Origin of the sequence: Bacillus sp. 17RED48 (assembly GCF_019837545.1) — a bacterium.
GTDB lineage: Bacteria > Bacillota > Bacilli > Bacillales > Bacillaceae_G > Bacillus_A > Bacillus_A wiedmannii.
Map to the genome: position 1 here is coordinate 316,563 of NZ_JADAXG010000004.1, position 26,901 is coordinate 343,463.

General features: G+C 35.0%; 15 protein-coding genes and 3 other annotated features. Of the genes, 1 reads left to right on the forward strand and 14 read right to left on the reverse strand.

Annotated elements, in window-relative coordinates; genetic code table 11:
- Positions 1 to 18: 18 nt before the first annotated feature.
- From ILT06_RS18685 to ILT06_RS18720, 8 genes are all read right to left on the reverse strand, one after another.
- Positions 19 to 2,694: a tetratricopeptide repeat protein gene (locus tag ILT06_RS18685; protein ID WP_064473934.1), complete on the reverse strand. Its 2,676-nt coding sequence runs from the start codon at positions 2,692 to 2,694 to the stop codon at positions 19 to 21.
- A gap of 82 nt (positions 2,695 to 2,776) precedes the next feature.
- A complete protein-coding gene (locus ILT06_RS18690; RefSeq protein ID WP_064473935.1) occupies positions 2,777 to 3,049 on the reverse strand; it encodes a WXG100 family type VII secretion target in 273 nt (90 codons plus the stop codon).
- 127 nt (positions 3,050 to 3,176) lie between these two features.
- Complete coding sequence (gene essC, locus ILT06_RS18695) at positions 3,177 to 7,184, reverse strand: type VII secretion protein EssC (RefSeq protein ID WP_142289300.1); 4,008 nt, start codon at positions 7,182 to 7,184, stop codon at positions 3,177 to 3,179.
- Positions 7,185 to 7,215: 31 nt separating this feature from the next.
- Positions 7,216 to 7,578 (reverse strand): ubiquitin family protein, encoded by a 363-nt coding sequence (locus ILT06_RS18700; protein ID WP_064473937.1) that lies wholly within the window; start codon positions 7,576 to 7,578, stop codon positions 7,216 to 7,218.
- 29 nt (positions 7,579 to 7,607) lie between these two features.
- The gene (locus ILT06_RS18705) at positions 7,608 to 8,381 is read right to left on the reverse strand and encodes a hypothetical protein (protein WP_088046781.1); all 774 of its coding nucleotides are present in this window, start codon (positions 8,379 to 8,381) and stop codon (positions 7,608 to 7,610) included.
- Between the two features lie 9 nt (positions 8,382 to 8,390).
- On the reverse strand, positions 8,391 to 9,155 hold the full coding sequence (locus ILT06_RS18710) for a vWA domain-containing protein (protein WP_064473939.1): 765 nt from the start codon (positions 9,153 to 9,155) through the stop codon (positions 8,391 to 8,393).
- 195 nt (positions 9,156 to 9,350) lie between these two features.
- A complete protein-coding gene (gene aspS / locus ILT06_RS18715; protein WP_064473940.1) occupies positions 9,351 to 10,649 on the reverse strand; it encodes an aspartate--tRNA(Asn) ligase in 1,299 nt (432 codons plus the stop codon).
- A gap of 105 nt (positions 10,650 to 10,754) precedes the next feature.
- Positions 10,755 to 10,966: a binding site (T-box leader), on the reverse strand.
- Positions 10,967 to 11,032: 66 nt separating this feature from the next.
- Positions 11,033 to 12,388, reverse strand: coding sequence for a UDP-N-acetylmuramoyl-tripeptide--D-alanyl-D-alanine ligase (locus tag ILT06_RS18720; protein ID WP_222655360.1), 1,356 nt, complete (start codon positions 12,386 to 12,388; stop codon positions 11,033 to 11,035).
- A 244-nt stretch (positions 12,389 to 12,632) separates the two neighbouring features.
- Between ILT06_RS18720 and ILT06_RS18725 the strand changes: the two genes are divergently transcribed.
- On the forward strand, positions 12,633 to 13,115 hold the full coding sequence (locus ILT06_RS18725) for a hypothetical protein (protein ID WP_064473942.1): 483 nt from the start codon (positions 12,633 to 12,635) through the stop codon (positions 13,113 to 13,115).
- Between the two features lie 103 nt (positions 13,116 to 13,218).
- On the opposite strand, the gene ILT06_RS18730 is transcribed toward ILT06_RS18725, so the two are convergent.
- The 6 genes from ILT06_RS18730 to ILT06_RS18755 form a co-directional block, all read right to left on the reverse strand.
- Positions 13,219 to 14,730: a M36 family metallopeptidase gene (locus tag ILT06_RS18730; RefSeq protein ID WP_064473943.1), complete on the reverse strand. Its 1,512-nt coding sequence runs from the start codon at positions 14,728 to 14,730 to the stop codon at positions 13,219 to 13,221.
- A 319-nt stretch (positions 14,731 to 15,049) separates the two neighbouring features.
- Positions 15,050 to 18,151, reverse strand: a complete 3,102-nt coding sequence (gene ileS, locus ILT06_RS18735; RefSeq protein ID WP_064473944.1) for an isoleucine--tRNA ligase — start codon at positions 18,149 to 18,151, stop codon at positions 15,050 to 15,052.
- Between the two features lie 53 nt (positions 18,152 to 18,204).
- Positions 18,205 to 18,444, reverse strand: a binding site (T-box leader).
- 99 nt (positions 18,445 to 18,543) lie between these two features.
- The gene (locus ILT06_RS18740) at positions 18,544 to 22,746 is read right to left on the reverse strand and encodes a bacteriocin-processing peptidase family protein (protein ID WP_222655361.1); all 4,203 of its coding nucleotides are present in this window, start codon (positions 22,744 to 22,746) and stop codon (positions 18,544 to 18,546) included.
- Between the two features lie 318 nt (positions 22,747 to 23,064).
- Positions 23,065 to 23,985: a class I SAM-dependent methyltransferase gene (locus ILT06_RS18745; protein ID WP_222655362.1), complete on the reverse strand. Its 921-nt coding sequence runs from the start codon at positions 23,983 to 23,985 to the stop codon at positions 23,065 to 23,067.
- A 133-nt stretch (positions 23,986 to 24,118) separates the two neighbouring features.
- Entirely contained in the window at positions 24,119 to 25,807 is a 1,689-nt protein-coding gene (gene argS / locus ILT06_RS18750) for an arginine--tRNA ligase (RefSeq protein WP_222655363.1), read from the reverse strand.
- A 44-nt stretch (positions 25,808 to 25,851) separates the two neighbouring features.
- Positions 25,852 to 26,066 (reverse strand) — a binding site (T-box leader).
- Positions 26,067 to 26,106: 40 nt separating this feature from the next.
- Positions 26,107 to 26,883, reverse strand: a complete 777-nt coding sequence (locus ILT06_RS18755; RefSeq protein ID WP_088046779.1) for a class I SAM-dependent methyltransferase — start codon at positions 26,881 to 26,883, stop codon at positions 26,107 to 26,109.
- Positions 26,884 to 26,901: the final 18 nt, after the last annotated feature.

Here is a 26,901-nt window from a genome sequence, read left to right on the forward strand (position 1 = left end):
TTTCCCCTTTTCCTATCTTTATTGAATCCAACCGTTTGTTTTCATTTCTGTTAGTTTTTCTTGCGCAGCTCTTACTTCGGATTCATTTTCATTTGCTTGAACTGTTTTTCTTAAGAAACGACTTGCTTCCTCGTATTTTTTCTGTTTAATTTTAAACATCCCGAATGCAAAATTCACATGTGGATTTTCATCGTTTTGTGAGTATGCTTCTGTGAAAAGCTTCTCTGCTTCATTTCCTTGTCCCACTTTATCGTATAAAATCCCTATATTTACAAGCGTATTTATGTCGCGTGTTCCACTGCTGACAACTCTATTGTAAGCTTCTAACGCTTGCTGATATGCGGCAGTACTCTTTGCACCATCTCGCGTTTCATAAAATTGACCCGCTTCGTAATACACAATTCCTAGTTGATTTAACAACTCAATATTTTTCATATCTTTTTGAATCGCTACTTGTAAAATGTGAGATGCTTGTTGATAATTCATTTCTTTCTTCGCACTATCAATTAGGTTTGTTTTATTCCAAAGCACATATAGATTTGAAAGTTCAATTGTATATATGGCATTCTTTGAATCTTGCATAATAGCTTCTTTAAAGAAAGATTCTGCTTTTTCTAACTGTACCGTTGCGGTTGATAATTGACCTTTTAAATACGAAACAATTGCTTTATCTTCATTTGTCTTCGTACTCATTTTGACAATAACATCTTCCGCTTTTTCAAATTCTTTCATTTTCATATGACATACAGCTAAATCTCGCATTGCATCTTTTTTGTATGGTTCAATTCCTTTTGCATTATTCGCTAACGCTTGTTCAAAATTTTGCACTGCTTCTTGATATTTTCCAATGCGGAAATTTGCTGAAGCTAATAGATAAGCAGCTTCATTATTTTCTTTATCGATTTCTCTATCTTTTATTAGTTTTGTAATATAATCGATTGCAATTTTATTTTTTCCTTCAGCAACGTAAATCGTTGCTAATTGAAGATAAGCCTCGTCTTTACCCTTTACAGCAATTGCATGTTCAACAGCTTCTTCAGCTTTTGTATATTTTTTATCATGATAGGCTTGTCGTGCTTGTTCCATAAACTTTTGATATTTAGCGTTTGTTGTGTAGAAATAAAATAACGTTGAACCACCTATAACAACAACTACAGTTGAGCCAATAATCAAAATCCGTTTTTTATTCTTTTTCCACCATTTAAAAAAGGCCGACGGTTCACTTTGCTCATGCGTTATTGTAAGTGGTTGATTTGATGCTTTTGCATTTAAAATCTCATCATCTACATCATATTCCACTTGTTTTTTCGTTTGTTTCCGGCTCTGTAGAATGCTAGTTGGCACTGTAATTGTAGCTGCTACTTCTTGCTGCGACTGTGTTCCTTGCTCTTCTTTTATCTCTTCAATAATGCTTTCAATTTCCTGTTTTAACGCCTGGTCAATGTTTGGAAATTGTACGATTCGTGAATAGACGAAACAAGCAAATGCTGCATTGTTTTCTCGTTCCAATTCAGTAGCTAATTCCAAATAATGTTGTAGGACCATTTTATTATTTATTTCAGGCTCTTGACTCTCCATAGTTTGAATGATATATGCGAGTTCTTTTTGCAGAGCTGTTGATGGATTGAGTGAATTGAAAATTATTTTATATTCATATAATGCCGCTTGTTTAAATCCTCTCTCTTCTAATAATCTTGCAATTTCCAAACATTTTGATACAAAAAGAGAGTGTTCTTCTGCTGACTGCCTTTCCGCATCAATTTTCATTCTTTCTCTCGCGCTATTAAATACATCGTACCACTGCGCAAAGCTTGGGCATTCTGCGAAAGAGTTACTACTCCATGCCTGCCTAAATAATTTTGCAATCTCCCCGTTCCATTGATTATGTAATACTTGCTGAAGTAACGTATATCTTTCACATTCTTTCTGCATTTCTTCCGTTTTAAAGTAACTTGCATCCGTCCATTTTTTATTTCGAACTTCCTCACTACACCAACTTAATATTTCTCCTAATAAAATAGCACCTGCAAATCGATCGGCTTCTTTTTGCCATACTCCACTTTTTAAATACATCGGTGCGTAGCCCGCTGAACCTGCTGGCAATAATGAAGGTCTTTTCGTTTTCGGGCCATACATTTGCTCAACATCAACAAGTTCGATATTGTGTTGACCTTCAGTTGGATTTTCACTTAAGAAAGGTACGAGTACGTTGCTAGACGATAAATCATTATGAGCAACTTCATTTTCTTCCATCATTTTAAGTGTTGTAAGAAATGCTTCTGCAATAAAGAAACATTGTTCTTTTGATAACATTCTTTGTTCTTGTATTATATCAGCCCATGTTGGACCTTCAATCCAAGGCATTACAATACTATTAGCAAGATCTTCTGATTTTTCGATAGCAGATGTATGTTCTTCTTTAGTAACGATATAACGTGAACATACTTTCAGACCCACTAAGGAAGATAGTGGTTTCAAAAATGCTAGTTGATGTTTTTCTTCGCGATAGCGTTCCTTAAAAACTTTTAATGCAATTCGTTCAACACCATTTTCCTGTTGTAATTGATAAACTGTTCCTTGTCTTCCCTCTTGACCATAGGGCATCTCAATACCAATTACAGCTGGGTGTTTCTCAAAACGATAAACATCTTTATTAAGGCTAATTTTTTCTCCTACTTCTGGTCGGAATCCCATTTTATCCCCTTACTCTCGTATAACAATTTTTCAAAAAAAGACCAGGAACAATAGCTCCTGGTCTTTTGCAATTGTTCTATTCTTAGTATGCGTTATCTGTATTACGGAATTTATCAGCGATACGTTTTAAATCTGTTGAAATACCTTCTAAAATTGGAATGTATTGTTGCATTGCTTGTTTAGATTGCATAAATTCTCCACGGAATTTTGCTTGTGTTGCCCCAGCCCATTGTCCTTCTAAACTATTAATATCGCCTTCAAGTCTATTAATTTGACTTTGTGCTTCTCCTGCTGCGTTTTTAAAGTTTCCTGCGATTCTTTCAAGTTCTTCTGGTGTGATTTTAATTTCTGCCATCTTAATAATTTCCCCTTTCAAATCATAAATGATACAACAATTAGATTATAAACTATATTCATACAATTTTTAAAGGGTTTAATTACAAAAATATTCTATTTTCTAGTAATTTAACCCTATTTTAATATTATTTCACTTTTAATTCAGACCATTTCACACTAATTTTATCTGTCATCGTGCGAAGTAAATGTAATGGTGTATATGCACATTTTATTTTTATTGGCTTTCTACGTATGCAATACCCATCCCCACTTAATAATTCTTGATCCATTTCAGTATGTGGCAGTTTCATATTAAAGAAATACACATCATTATTTTGTGTCGTTCCCAATAAATATCCAATACTTCTCTTTCTAATTTCCGCAAACCATTTTTCATGAGAATAGCTATTTAAGCTAGACGTTGTAGCAGCTGTCATAAAGTGAATCCCTTTATTTTTACAGTTTTGGACAATTAGTTCCATTTTGTTTTTTGCTTCATAATCAGTAGATAATATAGTTAACATTTGATCGATATCATCAATCGCAATGATTATTCTCTTATATGGAATCTCCACTGTTGCGTTTGGATCTATAGAAGGCATTATTGGTTCTCTATTATTTATTAGCTCTAACAATTCATCTAACATTTCTTTTAATTGCATACCATCTGTAACTTTCTTCTTCACATGAGGTAAATCTCCAAGAGCTAATATGCCTGTAGGTCTTTCACCAAGGTCTACTAAGTATAGCTCAACCTTTTCAGGAGAGTATTGGTATGTAGTAGTGAACAGAAGTGTTTGTAAAAGCGATGTTTTTCCACCTTCTATTCTTCCCCCAACAAATATATGACTCATTTCATCTAAAGAAATACTTTGTAATTGAATATCCTCTGTTTCCATACCTGCTGAAATTTGGGCTGTTTCCAATTTTTCAACCATATGCTCTACAAATATTTCTTTAGGTACCATTGGAATGGCTTTTGCTTTTTCACCATCCCATTCTCCATTCATTTTTCGAATAATTGTTTTTAATTGTTGAGAGTACTCAAGTTCACTTTCACCAATAAACGGCAATGCTGCTTGGAATAATTCCGGTGGTTGTCCTTTCATTAACCCACGGCCAACAGGAACTTCAATTAATGGGAATTTAGGTCTGCCAACTAAGTTATGATATTCTGTTCCATCTTGTAATTCAAATGTAAGTGCCATCGGTATATTATTACGAACACGATCAAACATATCAATTGTTTGATTCAGAGAGAAATAGAAATATACACCGTATGTACTTGATTCACGCAATAATAATTCTAATACTTCATTTTCTTTCTCGAATTCATTTTTGAACCTTATATAACCATCTACCATTACTACTATAGCTGGTATTTTCTTTTCTACCATTCGGTTATACATAGAGAATGACTTTGCACCGATATTAGAAAAGCTCTCTTTTCTAAGCGTGATTTCCTTCTTTAAAAATCCGAATAGACGTTTCATTTTCTCATTTTCGCCTTCTTGTATAATCCCGCCAATATGAGGTAAATCTCTAAAATCTAAAAACATACGACCAAAATCAATAACATAGAAATTCACTTCTTCTGGTGTGTGAGATACAGCTAGAGACATAATAATAGTTTGCAACATCGTTGTTTTTCCTGTACCTGGCATACCATAAATATTTAAATGCCCTTCTTGTAAATCTAACTTCAGCGGAAATTGTGCTTGTTTTGCAACATCATCAATTAATCCAACTGTTACTTGTAAATATTCTTTCGGTTTATTCCACTCACCAATTGTCCAATCTTCCATAGCATAAAATTCTTTTAACAATAATTTTTCCGGTAATGGATCCAGCCAAGGTCCTGGTAATGCTTTAATATTTTCTTTTTCTGATACGCTCTGTACATATTGAATAAAAGCTTGTAATTGTTTCGGACTATTTGTCATTGGTTTTGGACGCTTTTTCACTTTTATTCTTTCACCCGAGAGCTTAACTTCTGTAAAATCAACAATATCAAGAACTTTCTCTTCATCTGGATTATAAGGTGCTCCACTCCATGCAGACTGGAATAATTCCAATACTTCATTGCTACCAACTTGGAGATACCCTCGTCCTGGTACATTAATTTTAGATGCATCTGGAATCTTTAACATTTCACGACTATCCGCATCATCTTGTACACGTAAACAAATTCGAAAACGCGAGTTACTCCAAATCTTGTCATTTACAACCCCTGAAGGTTTTTGAGTTGCTAATAATAAATGAACTCCTAACGTCCTTCCTATTGCAGCGACACTAATTAGCTCGTCCATAAAGTCTGGTTGTTCCTTTTTCATTTGAGCAAACTCATCAATAACAATAAATAAATGTGGTAAAGGTTCTTTTTCACGCCAGCTTGTTTCATAATATTCATCTAGATGCTGAACATTTCCAGCCTGAATGAATAATTTTTGTCTCCGCTCTAATTCTGCCTTTAATGAAATTCTGGCACGCTCAATTAAGTTTGGATCTTCTAAGTTCGTAATAGATGCAATAATATGCGGTAATCCCGCAAATGTGTTTGACATTCCACCACCTTTATAGTCGATAAGCATAAATGCCATCTCATGAGGATGATAGGTTGCCGCTAACGCGGCTATTATAGACTGAATCACTTCACTTTTTCCTGATCCAGTTGTACCAGCCATTAGACCGTGCGGACCATGCCCCTTTTTCTCTATTTTATCGTGAATATTTAGAAAAACAGGTTTACTTCCTTCTCTTACACCAATTGGAACCGGTAATGAAGTCGGATACCGATTTTCTTTCCATCTCTCTAGCACTTGTAACTCTTCCATGTTTTTAGCTTGAAACAAGTCTAAAAATGTTAATACTTTCGGAATGTTGGCTGCTGTAGAACTTTTCATTCGAATTGGAGCAATGTTTCGCGCTCCTAGCTCACATCGTTCGAATGAAAGTCGATCTACTTTAAAACTCGCACGCGTTGTTCCATTGTTTTCAGCTGAACTTGAAAACGTTTCTACTAACTCTCCATTTTCTCCATTTAAGCTTATTACAAGATCACATTCCATCGGTAACCTTTCCCTTTGTTCTGCAAAAATAAATGTAGAAGCTCCTACACTTTCACCTTCTCTAAGTAACATTGGAGTTAAAGGATCATCCTCTAAAAATTCTCTCGCTGATAAGAAAAAGACATACATCGGAATTAAAGGAACTTTTGCATCTGCTTGCGCAGAAGAATTATATATTCTGCGCATATTAAGTGGAGTAAATAATACTTCTGCTAGTTTCTGTGCATCTTGTTGATTTTCAGATAAAAAGCGCATACTTCTCTGTTCATCCCATACGTGAGGAAGCCACCTCATCCAATCCCATTGTTTTTTTTCCTTTTCATGATAAAATGCTGCTATTTTCACTTCATTTGGTGCATGATGCGTCATAATTTGTGTCGTTACAATTCGAATAAAGTTTAGTCTATCTTCTTTATTTCCAACTACACCAATTACATCGTTTTTTTTCAAAGAAATTGAAATGTGTCCATTTGGTATCGTATTGAAATCCCTTTTCACATTTTGCGCTTCTGTAACTAATGGATTTTCTTCATAACCTTTCTGCTCAGGCACCTTCAATTCTACAAGGAATGGTCTTTCTCCTGTACCAATACGAATATCTAAAAAGTCTGGACTTTCAGGTGTACGCTCCCATAAATTACTTTCCCGATTTTCAATTCTTTGTACACTTTTTAATGGGCTTGGGTTTTGTGTAATTAAATATTTTGCTTGTTCAACCTTTAACGTATCTAATTCCACTCGATGCTTTTGAATTTGCTCTAAGTACCTTGTTTGTAATTGTTCAACCATTTGACGATGTTCTTTCTTTTTACGGAAATGCCCCATCGTTGTAATTATATATGACCCCAACATCGGAATACTTGAAACCATCATTAATGGCATATAACTTGAATTCATCTTCATAAATTTCATCATTACAAAATATAATACCAATGTTAAAACCGTCATCATTGCAGGCAGTAACATTGTTTCAATTGAAAACTTCGGCTCCTCCGGTATATTCGGTGGATCATGAATAATAACATCCCCTGTCGGTATATCTACTTTCACACGCGGAGAGCGTTGAAAATACGGTGATTTTTGCACAAAACATTTCTCCTTCCCCATCCAAAAACTATTACTCAATGATTTTCCATACATAATCTTCTTCACTAGAAGACATACCTTGTTTAACAGGTTCATTATAAACTTCTTCTGCCGGCATCATTTCAAAAGAAGGGATAATTGTCCCTTTTTTATGTAGTATTACATATTGTCCATCCCACACATCATTATCGCGCAACGTTTCATCATTTCGAATAGAATGCCACTCTTCTTTATCTTTTGCCACTCTAATTTCATAGATCCCGCTTAATGCTTCATCTATTTTTTCATGATGTAAAATTGCTTCAATAATTTGTACCGCTTTCACGTCATTTGGAATTGCAATATCAATTTCTTCATTTGACTGTTTTATGTATGTCACAATAATCTCTTCCACGTTTATTCACCTTTTTTCCATCATGTTTGTTACCAAGAAACATCTAAAAATGAAATATCATCGCTTGTCGGAGAGTTCTGTGCCCTCTCAATTTCTTTTAACACTTCCTCAAAGTTATACTGCTTAAGCGGTACAAGTCCGTCTGAATGAATAACTATCCGATTAGCTTCTTGTCTTGATAATGTCTTTGAAAAAACCGCCAATTCCACACCAATAATGCCTCGCTGTGTAGACCATCTTTTCTCTATATTTCTCTTAAACTTCATTACATTCGAACAATTCTCCTTATCTTGAAACAACTGTACAAATGAATCGCCATGTGTAACTATCGTTATCTTTGCTTTATCTTGATTTGAAATAAGTTCTATTTTCCCTCCAATAAACATCGTTTCACTACCTTGTTTTCGCTTTTCTTCCAAAACATCGCGTAGTAACCACGGTGTTTCTTCTGGCAATCGAAATGCACTCACTTCCTCTGAAGCTTCTTCTATCCAATTTTTTAACTGTTCATTTAATAATTTAGCAATATCCAGTCCACTTTCTTGACATGTTTCAAACAAGTTTACTAACTTCATACCAAGAAATTTCGCAGCAATTTCACCATGAAAAGACAGCCCTACACCATCACATAACGCAAATATGAAACTAGTTCCATTATCTAGAAATACTAGAAAGTCTTCTCCACTCTCGTTTAAATCCTGCGTTTCTTTTGCTCTTACATAGCTATATCGATAAGTAAAATGTTTCGTTTCCTTTTCTTGCAATACCGTTTCTTTCTCTTGAGATAGAATATATTTCATCATACTTCTCTCCTATCGAACCGGCGTTGCAGCAGACATTTGAAATCCAAGTGATACTAAGTCCGCATTTGTCCCAGGAAACATCATCACAGCACCATCTGCAATATGAAACCCATGTTCCATCATCATCTCACGATAGCTTTGAGGGATAGGCGATGAAAGTCTTTGCAACTTTGCACCATATTCATCTGTAATCTCTGTATTTGGCATAATTCCTTCCCACTTCTTTATATTAGAAATTTGTTCTTGCATAATTTCATCTGAAATAAAAATATTTTCAATTAGTACGTTTCCATCAGGTACAGACATATTCATAATTCTTCGTACAATTAATTCTGGATCTTCACCAGTTGATGCCCCATCTGTCATATGACAGACAATAGGAGCTGGCCCGTCTTGTAAATTTGGTAGTTCCTTTTGCAATAACTTCTCCACTACAGAGAAAGCTTTTGCTGTATCAGTTAAACGATGCGTTTGGATTTTTTCTAGTGGGCGAAGTCTTGCTACCTCATCTATTGTTTTCACACCACCCAATAAATCAAAAACATGATCGCTATAGGCTAAAATAGATAACTTATATCTCGGAAGCAAGCGACTACCTTTTGTTGAACGAAATACCATTTGACGAATCGCTAAAGAAAGAGCATCCGTTACAATATCAATTCTTCTTTTTTCTTCTCCGCCTGCATCCATCATTTGGTTCATTGATGCGCTTACATCAAGAAGATAAATTATATAAGCTGGTGTTTGCTGTGTTGCTTGAGTTTGATATAACATGTTTCATACCCTTCCATACATTATTATATGAACTTTTTTTATATTCATATTTCATTATAACTTATGAATTTTCTTTTTCTCAATTCATTATAAAATGTTCTTAATGTAATTTACATATTTTCACACAAAAAATTTATTCCTTTTAACATATGTTGAAAGGAATAAACCCCTTCATACTATAGAAGGGGTTTATTATTACGGTATAAGACGCATACAATCTCTCGGAAAGGCACTCGCCTCTCGTACATTTGTTAATTCTAATAGTTTGTATACAACTCTCTCTAATCCAATTCCAAAACCACCATGCGGGGGACAACCGTATCGGAATGTATTTAAATAAGATTGAAATGTATCTGGATGTAATCCCTTTTCTTTAAAAGAAGCAAGTAACATTTCATATTCATGAATTCGTTGTGCCCCTGATGTTATTTCTAATCCTTTATATAGTAAGTCGAACGAATCAGTAATAGACGGATTCTCATTACTCGGCATCGTATACATCGGCCTAGCTTCTTTCGGATAATGTGTAATGAAAACTAACTCACTCTTATATGTTTCCTTCACATATTTCCCTAGTAGTTTTTCACCTTCTGTATCTAAATCCCCACTTGGCGACTCTTTCCGGTATTTATTTTTCAAAATTTCTTGTGCTTCTAACAATGTAATTTTCGGTATTTCTGTAATAGCAGGTACTTCTATTTGTAATAGTTGTAGTTCTTTTTCACAGTTTTTTGCTACTTGTCGAAACATATATCGTAAAACATCCGTTTCTAATTGCATCACTTCATAAAAATCATGAATAAATCCAAGTTCTACGTCTAACGATATATATTCATTCAAATGACGGGAAGAATTATGATGTTCCGCTCTGTAAACAGGTGCAACTTCAAAAACACGTTCTAACCCTCCAGCTACCATCATCTGTTTATAAAACTGTGGTGATTGTGCTAAATAAGCTTCTTTTTGAAAGTATGGAAGTTTAAAAACATTCGCTCCTCCTTCTGCCCCTTGTGAAACAATTTTCGGAGTAAATATACGTGTGAAATCGTTCTCTATAAGAAATTCACTAAAGCTCTGAACGAGTGTAGATTTCACTTTAAATATCGCCGCGGTTCGCTCATGCCTTAATGATAATACCCGCTCATTCAGTAGTTGATCTAAACCAATTTGTAACTTCTTTTTATTTATTTCAAACGGAAGTGGTTCTGCGCCATTTAATATTTTCACTTCGTGAGCAAGCACTTCAACCCCTAACTCTGTTTTCGAAGTCTCTACAATTTCACCAACGACTTGCACAACACTTTCCACATCTACTTTAAATCCAGCTAACTCATGTTCTAATACACATTGCATAACTCCCGATCGATCCCTTATTAATAAAAAACTAACATTACCTAGATGACGAATCTTTTTTACCCATCCTTGAAGTAATACAACCTTTCCACCTTGCTCCGTACAATCTTTTGTGAGTGCACGCTTCATTATTGACTCCATTATTTTTCCCTCCAGTAATTTTATATTTATTTACGTTATTGTTGTCATCGTCATCATCCACGGTCACTCACCTCCTTTCAAAGAATACAAAAATCCGCCCCTATAAATAGGGACGGATTTTTCCGCGGTACCACCCAAATTGTCATAATGACCATCTTAGCCCTGATAACGGTAGGTACCGTTTGCTTTTACTAATTATCACGTTCAAAGCAACACTCACAGGTGTCTTTCCATCATGCGGTATCGCAATCTTCTCAGCAACCGATTGCTCTCTGTAGACCTTTGCATCATGTACTTTTCCTGATCCTCACTTTTTATATTTACAGAGTATTCTATCTCTTTGTTTTATAAAACGCAAGCCTTTTTAAATATATTTTGATTTTTCATATCCAATTTTGTACAATCTCCTCTAAAGCCATTCCACGTGAGCCTTTCAATAATATAATGTCCTTTTTCGTTATAACTTTTAATACTTCCTCTGCTATCTTGGCTTTACTATTAAATGACTGTACTTTTCCTGTATCATATTTCTTTCTTGCTTCTTCCGCTACAATTTCAGCTAACTCTCCATAAGTGAATACATATTGAATGCTCTCTTCATTTAACATTTTACCAATTTCTCTATGATATGTTTCAGCATTCTTCCCTAACTCCAACATATCCCCAATTACTATCATTTTTTTCTTATAGGCATTTAATGTCTGTAACGTTTCAATTGCAGCCTTCATTGAAGAGGGACTGGCATTCCATGCATCGTTAATAATTGTAAACCCTGTTTTAGCAGTTAAAAATTGAAAGCGCATATGGGTAATATTTACTTGTCGTAATGCTTCCTGTATTTTTTCTGTAGGGACATTATAATATTGACCTACAGCGATTCCGACAATCGTATTTAAAATATTATGTTTTCCATGCAAGGGAACATCGTACTGTATTTTTGAATCATTTAATTTAAAATGAACACCATATTCATCTAATTGCACGTTTGTTGGAAACAAATCATTTGTATACTTTTCACCAAATGTCTTACAATTTATACTCGATAGATTTTTATTTTGCAAAGGCAATGGTTCATCACCGTTATATAAAAACAAACCATTTCCTTTTAACCCGTCAATAATTTCTAATTTAGCCTTCGCAATCTCTTCTTTTGATCCAAGCGTCTCTAAGTGAGAATGTCCAATCATTGTAATGATCACTACATCTGGCTGTGCTATTATTGATAAGTTTCGAATTTGTCCTTTTTCACTCATCCCCATTTCAAGAATTAAAAACTCTGTATCTCGTTTCATCTCTAAAATTGTTAATGGTAAACCGATTTGACTATTAAAATTGCCCTTTGTTTTATGCACACGATGAGTTGTACTTAAAATCGTGCTTATTATATCTTTTACCGTTGTCTTACCATTACTACCTGTAATTCCAATTACTTTTACATTTAGCTCTTTTCGATAAAATTGTGCCAATTGTTGCAAAGCAAACAAAGTGTCATCAACAAATATAATTGGCATCCCTTTTGGCGGAGTGCCGTAAGACTTTTTCCATAAGGAAGCGACAGCTCCATTATCGAATGCCTCTTTCACATAATCATGTCCATCTTTCACCCTAATGATTGGAACAAATAAATTTCCTTCTTTAATGCTTTTGGAATCTATGCAGACACCATGTATCTCTATGTGATGAAACGATTCTTGTAACCCTTCACCACCTACTACTTCTTCAAGTTTTTTCAAATTCATTTGAATCAAACTATCACCTTTTTTCTATTTTATTACATAATTTCCGTTTCATTTACGCATATTGATAAAGTGAAACTTTAATCAGTGGGGATTTTGTTCCTCCCCACTGATTATCAGCCCTCACCAATCGGGCTTTTACGGGCAGTTGATCCCCCACCTAACTTCTTTGCTTTCCCTGAATTTTGAGGTGGAGGGTCTTACTGCCCGTTAATGCGGGATAAAAATTTTATAGCGAGGTGTTTATATGAAAAAAGCGATTAGTTTCTTTCTTCTTTTGTTATGCCTAATTGCAGTGAATGAAACATACGCCTATTCACCAAAATCTTTACCAATCTCCCAAAACTCTGATCAATGGAAAGTGAATATTGATGAACCGAAGAACATAGATAAAAATATGCTTCAAGCTAAAGAAGATGAATTTAAAACATATCAATTTTCAGTAAAAAATGTTGGTAACAGTGAAGTATATAACGTACAAGTCGAAGTATTCCGCAACGAGCCAAAAACGAAAACGAAATATGAACTTTTCTCACGAAAGGAAAGTCGCTTAGCAAGTGGAAAAACTGGATTTGAACATACTAATTTTCCCGTTGCCACAAAATCAAATGAAGTTGATGTAATCATTACTTGGCAAGAACACCCTTTCCGCTCGATGCGAAACGGTCAAAAAGTTGAGTCTAGAAAATTTAAAGAGCATTTTGTTTTTAAAGATGAAAAAAATAAATAGAATGCGGATAAATTCACACTATCATTCCTATAGCTTACTTTACTAGTACCAGTGCTTAAGCAAATTAAAAAGTCGTGGCTTATAAACGCCACGACTTTTTATATTAATTCGTACTAATTCCTCTTGCTGTCCAAATACGATCGATATCAGCAGCATGTTGTCCGCCATATAAAAGAGCATCCGCTTGCTTAATCGCTTTTGCTCCATCACTGAATTTAGAGTTTGGTGTTAATGACCAGTGTGATTGTAAAATAATTTTCGTTGCTACATCACGTCCAAAAGCTTGTGCCATTTCGTATTGGCCTTGTGCCCAAATTTCCCCATCATCATGTACCTCATTTGTAACATCTTTCGGATACACTTTATTCGTATCTAAACGGCGTAAGCACGTTGGATCTGAACTAGAATAAGCAGTCGCATCCCATTCTCCAACACATGCTTTTCCGTAGCCTGTTGTCGATACTGCATCTTCATACGTAGCACCTAAGAAGTCACCAAATCCTTCTCCCATCGCTCCGCCTTCTGCTGAACTACCAAAGCCAGGAACTTGGTTATCTTGAATTGAATGTCCGTATTCATGTGCGATAATACCAGCATCTTCTGCATCATCTACTCCGCCAGTACCAAAAGTTAAAGCTTTCGTTGTCGGAGAATAAAATGAGTTATCATCTGTCGTTCCATTCACATTCACTTTAATAGAGCGATTATTAATATTTTTAAAACCCAACCCTTGAATGTAACGTTGTATTGTATCGATATGATAATACGACATAACATCTTCAAAGCTATCATTTGCACGTGTATAGTTAAATTGTAAATTTGTAGATTTTGTTTTTGCTTTTGAAGAAATCGTTACATACTCTCCAATTAAAAATCCTGTCCCATCTAAACCTTTTAACGTAACAGCCTTCAATTGATTCGTTAACGCTGTTGAATCTGCATCGTTATTATCTTTTAAGCCTACTTTGCTACCGCTAGATACGACTGGGTTAGGTAAAAATACTTTTCCTGTCCCTTCAGCTTTTCGGTTTATATCAACCTTTTTAATTAACTTCCCATTTTCTGCATCAATAAATGTTTCCCATGCACCAAATGGATTATTAGAATGGACTACAACTTTATATACTGGACGAGCAATTCCCTCTTCCACAATATATCCGAATTCTTTCTCTGTAGGAGCCCATAAGTTTTGCTCACTTGCTTCTCCAACATACGCCATTGATTTTTGTATTGCATCTTTTTCACTAATTTTTGTCGTTACTTCCTTCACACCTTTAACGGATTGATAATCAGATACAGCAAGTACTCCCTTTCCCTCTCCGTTAAGAGTAACTGTAATTTGTTTTGAAAATACAGGCGCACCATTAACAACTTGTTGGAATCTAACATATGAAGCTACTGACGTTTCTGTTGTAGAAATATATTGCAAGTCTGAAAGGTCTGTTTTCAATCCATACTGTGCAGCATTTTCTTTTAAATATTCAGTTGCTTTTTTCTGCGGCGAATAAGCTTCTAGCTTTACTTGCTGCTGTTTTTCCAATGCCGAAACCGTAGAAATCGTCCCCATTACTAACGGCACAGTCATTGCCATTGCCACCATTTTTTTATTAAACATAGAACCACTCCCCCTAATAAAGTAGCTCAACCTTATCCCATTACCACTAGGCAATCATTCCCCACAAAATGGGAGGATAAAAATTGAATCTACGAGTAATTCTCTATAAACAATTCTATTACCTTTCCATTTAGGGTGAGTGAAATTTTCTCAATATTTATGTATAAAATGAGAAAAATACTGTAGAAATATATTTCTACAGTATTTTATTTAGTATGCTATGAAGAAAGACCTTTGCTAGCGGTCCTATCGCATGAATTATGAGGAAATTCTAATCATACAAAAAGGAAGTTGGAATGATTCCAACTTCCTTTTTTCTTTAATGAGCCGCGCTTAATTTAATTCGAACTTTCGCTTCACCTAAAGATAGTTCATCGTCTTCATTCGTTAAGTTTCCAAATGTAAATTGCTTAACGAGTAAGTTTTCTTCCAACAACTCTTTATGATTCGTTAACGTTCGCTTTAGTTCTTCCTCTGTATCAAGAATAACATCGACTCGTAAATTAACTGGTAAATTCAACTGCTTACGATATTCTTGAACCGCTCGAATAAATTCACGCGCTACTCCTTCTTGTAACAACTCTTCCGTTACATTCGTATCTAACATAACTGTATATTGTCCGTTAGTCGTATTAGAAAATCCTGATTTTGCGACTTTCTCTACTAGTACATCTTCAGCTGTTACAACTACTTCTTCTCCTGATGCTGCTTCGTAAACTGCTCTTTCTGTAGATACAAAGTGTTGTACTTCTTCTTTTGATAATTGTTTTAACCATCCATTTAATGCATTCACATTTTTACCAAACTTCGGCCCAGCTGTTTTAAAATTCAGCTTTAATTGATAGGACGTATATTTCGTTTCATCGAGTTCAACATGAAATGCTTTGACATTTAGCTCATCCATGACGATATCACGATAAGATTCCCAATCCATATCATTTTCATTATGCGCTAGTAATACAAGTTCTGCTAACGGCTGTTTTACTTTTAAAGAATGTTGATTACGGTTACTTCTTCCAAGTTCAACAACTTGTAAAACAGCATCCATTTCCACTTCTAATTCCGGCTGAAGTAGTGATTCATTTACAACTGGATAATCCTCTAAATGAACGCTACTTCCAGTTAAATTCAAATGAATATCTTCAGCGACAAACGGTGTAAATGGTGCGATTAATTTACTAATTGTTACAAGTACTTCATGTAGTGTCTCATATGCAGCTGCTTTTTCAGCATTCATACCAGATTCCCAGAAACGATTACGTGATCGTCTTACATACCAGTTACTTACTTCATCTACAAGCGCCGCGATTTCACGAGCTGCATTCGTAAATTGATAATCATCAAGTGCTGTTCTCACTTTTTTCGTTGTGCTATGCAATCTTGATAATACCCATTCATCCAATTTCGTTCGCTTTACATCATACGTTTCATTCGGGTTATACTCATCTAAATTTGCATATAAGACGTAGAAGCTATACACATTGACTAATGTATCTACAAATTTAGATTTTGCTTCCAGTACTGTTCTTTCCGAGAAACGTTTCGCATTCCACGGAGCACTGTCCACGAGTAGCGCCCATCTTAATGCATCTGCACCAAACTGATTTACTAAATCAACTGGATCTAGTGCATTCCCTTTACTTTTAGACATTTTCTGTCCTTCTTCGTCTAATACATGCCCTAGTGATAACACTCGTTTATATGGAGCTTTTCCTGTATATAGTGCTGATACTGCTAATAAACTATAAAACCAGCCGCGTGTTTGATCAATGCCTTCTGCAATAACATCCGCTGGAAACTGTTCTTCAAATAACTCTTTATTTTCAAATGGATAATGATATTGCGCAAATGGCATGGAACCACTATCAAACCAAACATCAATTACTTCTGGTGTACGATTCATTGTACTTCCGCATTTTTCGCAGCAAACTTGCACTTCATCTACATACGGCTTATGCAATTCCAAATCTTCAGGTGTTTCTTTCGTACTATGCTCTCTTAAGTCAGCAATGCTTTTCGGCGCGAATTGATGATCGCAACTTTCACATTCCCATACGTTTAATGGTGTTCCCCAATATCTATTTCGGCTAATATTCCAGTCCACCATATTTTCTAAAAACTTACCAAATCGTCCATGTTTCATATGGTCTGGATACCAAGTAACAGAATCGTTATTTTGTAAAAATGTATCCTTAATTGCAGTTGTTCGGATTAACCAACTCTCTCCTGCGTAATAAAGAAGTGGTGAATCACAACGCCAACAATGTGGGTAGCTATGTTCATACTTTTCTTTATGGTATAGTAAGCCTTCCTTCGCTAAATAACGAACGATATCCACGTCACAATCTTTTACAAATTTCCCTTTCAAAAATGGTACTGCTTCTGTATATTCACCTTTCTCATCTACAACATGCAAGAATGACAATCCTTCACTTTGAACGACTCTATAATCGTCCTCCCCATATGCTGGAGCGATATGAACGAGTCCTGTACCACTATCTGCCGTGACAAAATCGGCTGCGATAACTCGATAGCCATTTGTAACTTCCTTCATTGGAAATGGCGGCATATAAGATGTGTTTACTAATTCTTCACCTTTATGAACAGATAATACTTCATAGTTTTCTTTTAATACATCTTCTACACGTTCTTTCGCAACAATGTATACATGACCTTCTTGTTTCACTTTCACGTATTCCATATTTGGATGTACAGCGAGCGCAACATTTGCTGGAAGTGTCCAAGGCGTTGTTGTCCAACCTAGGAAATATTCATTTTCACTATCTTTCACTTTAAACTTAACTGTTGCACTTAAATCTTTTACTGTTTTATACCCTTGTGCAACTTCATGTGAACTTAGTGAAGTTTGACAACTTGGGCAATATGGTGAAACTCTATGTCCCTTATACAATAATCCTTTTTCATGAATCGTTCCTAAAATATGCCATACACTTTCGATATATGGATTCTCTAACGTAACGTATGGATCATCCATATCTACCCAATAACCGATGCTTTCAGTGAATTCACGCCACTGCTTCTCATATGTGAATACACTTTCTTTACACTTCTGAATAAATGGCTCAATTCCATACTCTTCGATTTCATGTTTACCAGAAATACCGAGTTGCTTCTCAACACCTAATTCTACAGGTAAACCGTGTGTATCCCATCCCGCTTTTCGTAGCACTTTATAACCAGCCATCGTTTTATATCTTGCTACTACATCTTTAATTGTCCGTCCAAGCGCATGACCTACATGCGGTAATCCATTCGCCGTTGGTGGTCCTTCATAAAATACGAAAGACTGTGCGCCTTCTCGATTCTGAATTGATTGCTCGAAAATACTTTGCTCGTTCCACTGCTTACGAATACGTGTTTCTCTCCCTACAGCTGACTCTTTTACATCTACTTTCTTCATCTACAATCACTCCTTTGAATGTTTAAAAGCACACAAAAAACCCGTCCCTATGAAGTAGGGACGGGTTTAACCGCGTTACCACCCTAATTCTATTAGCTCTTCGCTAATAGCACTTAGCAACGTACTATCATACGTGTTCTTTGTAACGGTAGACATCCGTCCGGGCTTACTTATTTTCAGCCTCGGCTCCTCGGAGATGATTTTCAAATAATGTCTGCACACCGGCTTTCAGCTATACACCGGCTCTCTGGGGAACAATTCATTATTTTACTCGTTCTCGTCTTCAGATTTGTATACTTTATTAAAAGCTATTTTATGCCATTGGGCAATGAATTGTCAACTAATTCGAAATATATATTTATTTATATCCTTTTTTCACTATTCCTATACAATTATTTCTCAAATTCTTGTATTCCAGCTAAATCTTCATCTTCTTCAATAAGCTCAGCAAAGAATCCTGATTCATCCTCACGAAGAACAATTTCAAGCTCTTCCTTCGCCTCTTCAATTCTGTTTAACTGTGCTAAATAACAAGCGCGATCGTATCTTGCTAACAAATCACTCGCATCTATTGTTAATACATCATTTGTTATTTTTTCTGCCTTTAGTGTTTGGCCGGTATCATGATATGAAGATGCTAAAGAAAGAAGAATTGCTGCTTCATTTGGATGATGTATAGAAGCATTTTCTAGTATATGAATTGCCTCTTCAAACCTTTCTTGACTTTGATACATTTCTCCTAAAGCAAGAAACGCTCTACTTACAAACGGTGTTTGCTCCGTTAATTGTAAGGTAATCTTTTCTGCTTTTCTTTCTTCTCCTATTTTAAAGAATACTTGCGCTTGTAAAAGAAGCGTATCATAATCATCTGGTAACTCTCGAACCATTTGCTTCGTTATTTCTGAAGCATCCCGTAACATATCTTCTTCCTCACACACTATGAAAAGATTTACAAGTTGCTTCGCTACATCGTAATCCCATTTATTTTCTAACGATGTTTGCAATACATCTTTCGCCTCTTTATACATCGCCACATTCTCGTAAAATAGTGAAAATCGCTGCGCTGCCATACTATTTTTTTGATTTAATTTTAACGAAATTTCATACAAATCAATGATTGTAGTAATAATCGAAATTTCTTTCGCACGGTTTTTCATACGATAAAAAGCTCTCGTAATTATGGATTTCTTCGGCTGTTCATTTTGTTGACGTTCAATCCATCTTTCCGTCACCGCAGATGCAGCATACATAAATGCCATACTTCTTTCTGCCTTCTTCACCTTTAATGTATGAAGAAAATCTCGTATGTTAGACAATTTCTTATGTTGTTCTATCGCTTTTACATACACATCAAATATTCGTTCATTATTTGCATCTTTTTGTATAACTTTCATTGCAATTTCAATTGCTTTTTCATCTCTTTTTTTCACTAACACTTTGGCATAATGATATAGAACTTCTATATGCTCACTATCTAATTGAAGTGCCTCTTCAATCTGTGCTTGTTCTTTATCTATTTCATCCATCGCTCCATACACATATGCAATCGCATCTAATCGCCATATTTCAGGTGCTTCGTCCGCTAATTGTTCTAGTTCTGTCAGTAACTCTTCCTGAAGACTCATTTCTACTGAAAGCTGCGCCAAATATTCCATATTAATATGCATCGGCTCTTCTTTCATAGCCTGAACCATATGACTTTGTTCTTTAGAACGATTTTCTTCTTTTTCGTATATTTCTGCAAGCTGTAAATGTACACCTTCGAAATTCTCATCAAGCTCTAAACATGTTTCATACGCTTGTTTTGCTTCCGTCAATTGCCCTAATACCATAAGTGTTTCACCCATTCGGTAATAAGGTAATGCCGTTTCCTTTTGTTCTATCGCCTTATTATACCTTTTCATCGCTTGGCCGTACTGCCCAATAGATTCATATAAAATACCTGTATAACAACCGTATTCGCTTATTTCATTTCTTTCTTTGTGTAACGTTCTTAAGAATGCTATACCTCTTTGTACAAATACCGTTCCTTTAATTCGATTCACATATTCATCTAACGCACTTGCCACATTATATTCGCTCTGCTTTATACCACTCTCTAACTTAGACAAAGCTACTTTAAACCCTTCTTCATTTCCACCAAGTTCAACCTCAGCATCCCATAGAACCATTCCCGCATTCATAAGAAAATCTTGGCTCTTTTCAATTTGTTTTTCAATACCGAGAATATATTGTTTCGCTTCCTTGTATTGTTCTTTCGCCATATAAACTTGCGTAAGTCCAAAGTGAGAATAAACATCATCATGATTTTCTTCTAATGCACGATTATACAATGTTTCTGCTTCTTCCAGACTATCATTTTGAAAATGATAGTCACCGAGTTTTACATATAGAGGTGCCTTATCGTCACAATTCTCAATACCTTTTAATAAAATTTCTTTCGTACTTTCCTCATCCTTCAAATCAGACTCGTATATTTCCGAAAGTTTCGTATAGATGTAAGGTGCATTACTATCCAAATAAATCGCTACTTTAAGCCCTTTTATCGCTAAATGTAATTTCCCTAAATGATGCGCACATCTCGCGCGCTCATACCATACATGTGCCTCATTTTTATTCTCTCTTAATAGGTCATTAAAAATTTCATACGCTTCTTCATATCTTTCTAAATCTATTAATATTAATCCGTGATTCGTTAAAGTGAATCTTTCTGGACTACGTTCTAAAGCAACTTGAGAAAACTGCAACGCCTTTTCAGATTGATCGATATACATGTATGATAAAGCGAGAAAACTCCAAGTAATCGGCTGATCTGCGTCTAATTGTAATGATGAACGAAAACTTGAAATCGCTTCTATATAACTCTCCTGTTCAAAAGCATATCTTCCGTTTATTAAATGATATAAAGCACGATTATTTTTCTTCTCAACACTTGTCAGCATTTGCCCGGCTTTTTCTAATTCTTGAAGGCGAATAAAGCACTGCGCACCATGCAATTTAACAAAATCTGAGTTTGGAAACTTCTCCATTAACTTTTCAATACAACATATAATAAACTCATTATCTACTTCAACATCTAAATGCTTAACCGTATATAACCACGTATTCGGATTATCACTCGTCTCTTTTAAAAATTGTACTAAGTTATGAATCCCCTCTTTATCATGTTCATCTAAATGATCCGTAAGAGAAAAAACAGATTTAAAATAATGATTTTCTTCTTCATTTAAAAATGCTAATCGCTCCTTCTTTTCTTTCGGAACAAACGTAATCGCTAAACAACCTGTGTAACGATATTTTTCTTGTAACTTACTATATTCCACAATAACTGGTTCTATAAAGTTCGGATCTTGAACATAAAAAGCTTGTAACGTATCATCATATCCAGATAGTACTTGTACATGTGAAGCATGCTCAATATCTATACTTAATAAAACCGGAATCCCTTCATCCAGCAGTCTCTTATAATTTTCTTCATTACCTTTAAAATAACAATATTCATAACCTAATTGTTCTAAATAAGAAACAGTATCTGAAAACTTTGAGCCTGTCATATCAAAAATAAACTCTGCTATTTCATCTTGTGTACGTTTTTCTCCCCATAATTGCAACATCATTTCTAAACTTGTCGGAACACAATAATTATCCTTTTGTACAATCGGAATTATCGGTAAGTGCACCTTTTTTCCATCTGGATTTTTTTCTAAATTATGATATAAAGACTCTTTTAAACTTTTTTCTTCTTTTAATAACTGTTGTAAATCTACAAGTTTATTCATTTTGTAAAGCGCTTCTGCACGTAAATGTACAAAGTAAGCTTTATACGCATGATAAGGAAGTTGATTATTTATATTATCTATTACCGCTAACATTTCTTCATACTTCCTTAAATCTAATAAATATTTTACCTTTTCAAAATGAAAATATGGTACTTGCGGGAACTTTACAATCGCATCATCAATTAGCTGTAAAGCACGTTTTTGTTCTCCTTGATTCGCATATAACTGTGATAATAAATAGGTAGATAACTCTTCACAATCTTTATGCTGCATGCCAGCTATAAATTGTTCTTCTGCTTTCTCCCATTCACCTGTATGCATATAGACGTAGCCCCATTTATCAAATACGGCACGTGAACTGTACTCCTCTGCCTTTTGCATATAGATTAGTGCTTCTTCATTTCGTTTCATTTCCAACAAACATCGTACTAACGTAAAATATGTTTTCGCTAAAAGATCAGCTTCTATTTCTTCTTTATTTACCTCTTCTAATGAGTCTTTTAACAACTGTTCTACTTCAAGTATTTTCCGCTCATCAATTAACTCATCACAATATAAAGAGAGCGTTCTCATATTTGGGAATTTTTTGTAGGCGTAGCGAATGAGGAATGAACTGTATTGGTGCATAAGCCCTTCATCAGTAAGACGTATTAATATGTCAAACTCCTTATGCGAAGGAACACTAGCAAGCCAATTCTTCAAATAAGATAAAGTATTCTTTTCTTTTATATATGAAATTTCATTATTTATTTCCTGTAATCCATCTATAAATCTCTTGTCTTTCAAACAAGCATCTAACTGCTTAAAATCTAGCATGTATTCACCTCGAATATTTATTTATACTGCTACTTGCTTAGATTTTACACATCATATTGTAGGTATTCAACTAAAATCTCTTATAATGGATGGTATTAATTAATATTATTCAAATTTATAACAAAATATAGTAAAAATGATTGTTTTTCTCCATATTTTGTTTAATTAAATGGAATAACGTAACATGAGGATCTTATCTTTTGGAAGCCGAAATCCGTACATGGAATTATATCGGCGATAATTCAAATATATCAGCGATTATACGGTGCATATCGACTTACCGACAAAAAATGACAATCCTCAATAAATCGCTATCTTTCAACATTCTATTTCACCAAATGTAATTTTCATACTCGGAGCATATACTAAAGAAGAGTGCATTTGAAATGCTTTAAAAAATCGGAGTTCAGCTTCATATTGAGTTAGCGCATCATCATATGTTAATCCTCTAGTCATTAAACGTTCTATAACTTGCTGTTTATCACCTGGATGCCCTGCAACCCCCTCTTCTTTTAATGAATGATACAACCTTTTTTTATCATTACGGTGCATATTAGAATCTAAAAAGTTCACTTTATCACTTACTCTACATTCAATATTTTTTACGCCTAGTTCACTTAAAAACATCGGTATTTTCATACCAATATTTCCATCTTTTCCGCTTCTCTGCATGTCACTTTCAAATAACTTCTGCAAAGCACCTAGTCTAATAATTTCCGGTTGATTCTCTCCATCTAAAGAGTATGAAGACATATTTGATATCCAATGTGGTTCAAAACAGATTATTTTTCCGCCCCTTTTAATTGAATGTATCATTTTTTGTAGCATCGTTTTTGGCGAACTCATATGTAATAAGTAAGCATGACAAATTGCTATATCGTATGTATCGTTCAATTCAATTTCTGTAGCATCTCCCTCAAGAAATTCTGTCTCATACGGAAGTAAACGAAACAACTCTCTCGCTTCAGCTAGTAATGTTTCTCCACTATCAATGCCTGTATACTTTGATCCTTCTGGAAGTAAAGGCATTAATACTAAGCCTAAATAACCATATCCACAACCATAATCAACGATATGTAATGGCTTAGTAATCTTCCAAACTGTATTTACTAAAAAGCTGACATAATCGTCATTGTAATATAAATCTCTCGTGTTTTTTAAATATTTTAATTTACTGTTCCAATCGTATGTTTCCAAGTTTAACACCTCCTTTTTATATATGACATTACAATTCTCCATTTAATAAGGACATTCCTACACCTGAAACAATTCTAGAAAAATTTAGATTTAATAAAATAAAACTTCTGCTTTCATATTTTCTATAAAAATAAATAGGCATACATATCTACTATGATACGTATACCTATTTATTTTACATCTCCTCAGGAGCATCCACCCCAAGTAATCGTAACCCCTCTTTTAAGACAACTGTCACAGCATACACTAATGCAAGTCTGCTGTCTTTCTCTTTACTCTCTTCCAATATACGTACATTTCCGTAATATTTATTAAACGATTGTGCTAGATCTAATACGTATTTCGAAATGATTGATGGCTCATTTTTGTTGAAGGCTGCCTCAATTACTTGTGGGAATTTATTAAGTAATTTTACGACACTCCAGCTATGATCATCTTTTAATGCAAACGTACACGTTTCAAATTCTACACTTTCTTTTCTTAAAATAGAGCAAGCACGTGCATGTGTGTACTGTACATACGGTCCTGTTTCACCTTCAAATTTCAGCATATTTTCTAATGAGAATTCAATATTATGCATACGCTCATTTTTTAAATCATGAAAAATAACTGCCCCTACACCAACTTGCTTTGCTACTTCTTCTTTTTGTTTTAAGTTTGGATTTTTCTCTTCAATATTTTGTATTGCAAGGTCTATTGCATCTTCAAGTACTTCTTCAAGTAAAATAACTCTTCCTTTACGTGTCGACATTTTCTTACCGTCTTTTAAAATGAACCCAAACGGTACATGTTCCATGCCCTCAACCCAATTGTAACCAAGCTTTTTTAATACAGTGAAAAATTGATTAAAATGTAAACTTTGTTCTGGGCCAACTACATATAACGCTTTATCAAATGCATATGTGTTTTGACGGTATACAGCTGCCGTTAAGTCACGTGTTGCGTAAATCGTCGCACCATCTGATTTTCTAATTAAGCAAGGCGACATTCCCTCTTCTTCTAAATTAACGACTAACGCGCCTTCAGACTCTTCAAGCAAATCATGTTCTTCTAAAATTCCAATAAAATCTTCCATTAAGTTATTATAAAAAGCTTCTCCTTGAAAATTAGTAAATTCAACACCGAGAAGTTCATAAATACGAGAAAATTCTTTTAAGGATTCGTGACGGAACCAATTCCAAAGCTCAACCGCTTCTTCATCACCTTCTTCTAATTTCTTAAACCAAGCGCGTCCATCTTCTTCTAGTTCTTCGTCGTCTTTTACCTCTTCATGGAATTGAACATATAACTTAAATAGTTCACGGATTGGATCCTCTTTAACTACTGCTTCATTTCCCCATTTTTTATAAGCGGTAATTAACTTTCCAAACTGTGTGCCCCAGTCTCCAATATAATTAATTCCTACAACTTCGTAGCCACATTTTTCAGCGATATGTTTCAATGAATTCCCTATCATTGTAGAACGTAAATGCCCCATTGAAAAAGGTTTCGCGATATTCGGAGAGGAATAGTCGATAACTACAGTCTTTTCACATCCAAAGTGATTTTGACCGTACTTTTCTTTCTCCGCTAAAATCGTTTTTAACACTGCATCACTTACAGTTTCACGATTAAAAAATACATTTACGTAAGGACCAACAGCCTCTACTTTCGTAAAGAACGGATCATGTAATTTCTCCGCAACTTCCTTTGCGATAATAGCTGGTGATTTTTTATATTGCTTCGCAAGTGAAAAACATGGAAATGCCGCATCTCCGAATTCATCTTGTTTCGGCGTTTCGATTAAATCTAAAATTTGGTTTTGTGTTAATTCATTCGTGAAAATATTAGATAAACTTTCCGCAAACTGCGTTTTATAATCCATACTACAACCTCCTTAATTTTTAAAACACAAAAAACTCGTCTCTAAAAAGAGACGAGTTTTAACCCGTGGTACCACCCTTGTTGTTCATTACGAACCACTTTCCCGTTTATAACGAGGACAGGGGGCCTCGGCTTACTCTACTATTCGTTCAAGAAGCATCTCCGAAGTGCGCTTCATCTTTTTCTTCTGCACTAGGCTCACACCACCCCTAGCTCGCTTTCCTTCAAAAAAAGACTACTCTCTTCGTCACCGACAGTATATTTAATTAATTATTGCTTATTATACATCTTTTCAAACAATTAGCAAGGGTCAATTACACCAAAGTGAAACTTAGCACTTTTTCTTTTGTATACGTGAAAATTGTGTTTTTCAAATCTAGAACTACGGAAATGATCTTTCAAAACGACACGCTTTCTCGCCACACGCTTCGCTTCCGCAATTGTTTCATCAGTAATATCATGATACAAAGCGAAGTGTTTTAATCCTTTTATTCCATCTGATTCTATAACAGTTTCTTCAAACATTGGGTCAAGGTACACGACATCATAACTATTATCTTCACATTGTGTTAAAAATGCGTAATGCTCCGTTTGCTTCACATCGATTCGTTGCATTGCCTCATCAATTTCAGAAACAGATGAAGACCATGTTTTCAAACCATTTTCCATAATATAAGCCATATACTCATTGCCTTCAAGTCCCGTTACTTTTCCTCTTTCACCAACAATATAACTAGCTACAATACTATCTGATGCCATGCCAAGCGTACAATCTAACACTGTCATTCCGCTCTCTAATTGCGTGGCTTGTACAAACGGATCATGTTCTCCGCGCATTAACCTTTTCACACGAAACATCGCTGAGTTTGGATGAAAGAAAAACGACTCTTCCGTTCCTCTCGGATAAATAGCTAATCGGTTTTTCCCTACAACAAGTACATCTTGTTCATACTGCTCATGCAGTTTATGTACTGTTACGTCATTACGTTTAACGAAAGAACGATTTAATTCTGCTGCTACCTTGTTTGCATAATCTGTCATTTCTTTGTTCGTTCTTCCTGCTGTTGTTACGATCATTATTTCACCTCTATATAA